Below are 2,597 nucleotides of genomic sequence, written 5' to 3' on the forward strand. Positions count from 1 at the left end.
GGTCTTCTCTCTTCCCTGTTCTTCTCCTCTCTCGTGGGCCGGCGGGTTCACCTTTAGGGCTGCGACTCTTCCTATCGGCGGTGGAATAGGGGCAGCGCTTACGGTTACTAACGTCAGCGATTCGCTCACAAAGTTGGTTAACGAAAAACCGCCGGCTGATCTCAAGGCCATCAATCGACAGGCGCTGAGCGCGATGGGAGCGGGTGAAACTGAAACAAACCGATTTCTCAACAACACCAATTTTTCACCGACTGCGGCAACGGCATTTGTTCTCAATCTAAAGTCTCTCAACGGCGTGGCTAATCGCGCCGCTTTTGTCCGTGCGGCGGGCGAAACCGCTTCCAACGAAGCCGATGCACTTTTTTGCGTTCTAACCTCAGAGTTGATGAGCAAGGTCCATTCGCAGATCCCGCTCGCGAAAATTGCGCTGCTTGGTGAATTTCCCGTTTGCATCGCCAAAGACGGTAGCGTGGTCGTGGCTTTACAATGGGATTATGCCGCCTGGACAGCGGTTGCGGCTGGCTTCGCGGCTGAGGTACAAAAGCTCGCGTCTGAATCCGGCAAAAGCAAAGGCGTGCTGGTCGCGCTTTCTGGACAGGCGTCTCCGCGATTGAAACAGGAATTACAAAGCCGCGGATTTACTTTGCACGACCGGGTGAACCCGGGGCCACTTAAGTAGACATTACCTGGCTGGAGCAACGCGGCCAATTTCCGAAACGTCTAAATGTCGCATCTAGTGCGCGCAATCAAGCTTCTTGGATGGACGTTAGTCTGGGTCGTCGCCCTTTCATGTGTCGCATGGGCTACAGGCGCGCTCTACTACGATTTCCCACTCGTCGCACTCCGCCTGCCGGCATCCATTGCGTTCGTGTGCCTGTTGGTCGCTACTACGATCTTTGTTCGCGGAACGATGCTGAAGCTCTTGTCGATCTTGAGCGGATTCGCGCTGGTCGTGTTCTGGTGGTTAACCCTGAGGCCGAGCAATGATCGACACTGGCAGCCTGATGTCGCCCAAACTGCCTGGGCTGAAATCGACGGTGACGTCGTTACTTTGCATAATGTCCGCAATTGCGATTACCGGACCGAGACCGACTACGTCCCCAGATGGGAAACGCGGACGCTACGGCTCTCTCAGATCACCGGTCTCGACCTGGTAATCAATTATTGGGGCTCACCTTACATGGCGCATCCGATTGCGAGTTTTCAGCTCACCGATGCGCCACCGATTTGTTTTTCAATCGAGACGCGCAAAGAGATTGGTGAAAACTACTCCACCATCGGCGGGTTATACCGGCAGTATGAACTCATTTACGTCTGCGCGGATGAACGCGACGTGATCCGCGTACGCACAAACTACCGCGACAGCGAAGACGTTTACCTTTACCACATCGTGGCTTCATCTGTGCAAGCACGCAAACGATTTCTCGGCTATGTCAAGACTCTTAACGCACTCCACACCTCAGCGCGGTGGTATAACGCTGTCACGACCAACTGTACAACGAGCATCCGCGCCCAGCACCCGACGAATGAACGCACCCCATGGGATTGGCGGATTCTGGTCAACGGCAAAGCCGACGAACTATTGTACGAGCGCGGATTGATCGCCCACGACGGCCTTCGCTTTCCCGAACTGAAGGAGCGCAGCCGGATAAACCAGCGTGCTCGGGCCGCGGATCAGGATCCGGATTTCTCGACTCGCGTGCGGGAAGGGCTTCCGGGATTTGGGAGGTAATTAGTTAGCTCAGCCACCACAGCCGGAAAAGAGCGCGCTGGCAGAGCGGCATCCCCCTAAACTCTGCCAGCGCGCATGGGTTCGCTGCGGATGCGTTTTAGAAGTGAAACTTCAGACCGCCACCGACCAAGTGTTGGCCGACATTCGAATTGGTGAACTCGTTACCCGCATTTGTGTAATCGAGAAACTTGTATTCTGTGAAGACGCTCCACTTCGGCGAGAAATAATAATCAACACCCGCTCCCAATTGAAAAGCGAAGCCGCCGTTGTCCCGTGACCCAAAACTTCGGGTCGTATTTCCGACGGTGACGTCAATGTCTCCGCCAGTTTCGCCCCACCAGCCGCCGATACCGCCAAAGATGTACGGTTGAAAACCGCACCCTCCATTGGGCGCAAACCGAAGGACAATGTTCGTCATAAACGCCCCTGTATTCAGCATGGCATCGGCATGCGCGATCTCGCGGCCATTGAGGTTGGCAGAGGCCGTTGCGTTTACCCCGTTATAATAGAGATCCTCCTCCAGCGCCCAGCGGATTGTTCCCTGACCAAACACGTAGCCGAGTTTGATACCGCCGAACCCGCCGATGTGATCCTTAACGCCAACAGTGAGATCATTCCCTCCAATGAGAAGATGCCTATCGCCACCGAAGTCTTGATAAAGATTCGCACCGCCATCCAGCGCGAAGTACCAGCCGACTCCGCAGACCGGAGGTGGCGCCGGTGCGACTTGTTTATATTCTGGCGATCCACCGAAAGCAGAGACGCAGAGAAGTACGCTCGTCATAGTTAAGACGAAATAAGTTCGATTCATGGACTTGCTCCTTTTGGTTAAGTTTTCCTTCAGTCAGCAACGACTATGACGAAT

3 protein-coding genes are annotated in these 2,597 nt (G+C 54.8%); 2 read left to right on the forward strand and 1 reads right to left on the reverse strand.

The genetic code is table 11. From position 1 onward, the window contains the following. Positions 1-679 (forward strand): hypothetical protein (locus tag B9L22_RS19870; protein ID WP_233140259.1); only part of this gene is annotated, 679 nt, incomplete at its 5' end. Between the two features lie 57 nt (positions 680-736). Continuing rightward, positions 737-1,732, forward strand: coding sequence for a DUF4105 domain-containing protein (locus tag B9L22_RS19475; RefSeq protein ID WP_198947355.1), 996 nt, complete (start codon positions 737-739; stop codon positions 1,730-1,732). A 97-nt stretch (positions 1,733-1,829) separates the two neighbouring features. Here the strand turns inward: B9L22_RS19475 and B9L22_RS19480 are convergent, their stop codons facing one another. Beyond that, positions 1,830-2,543: an outer membrane protein gene (locus B9L22_RS19480; RefSeq protein WP_086151584.1), complete on the reverse strand. Its 714-nt coding sequence runs from the start codon at positions 2,541-2,543 to the stop codon at positions 1,830-1,832. Positions 2,544-2,597 lie beyond the last annotated feature (54 nt).

This window comes from Cellulosimicrobium sp. KWT-B, from assembly GCF_002127155.1.
Classification (GTDB): Bacteria; Actinomycetota; Actinomycetes; order Actinomycetales; family Cellulomonadaceae; genus Cellulosimicrobium; species Cellulosimicrobium funkei.

Bases quoted from the DNA above. Each gene is read 5' to 3' on its own strand.
- B9L22_RS19480 (WP_086151584.1), bottom strand. From the start codon at position 2,543: ATGAATCGAACTTATTTCGTCTTAACTATGACGAGCGTACTTCTCTGC.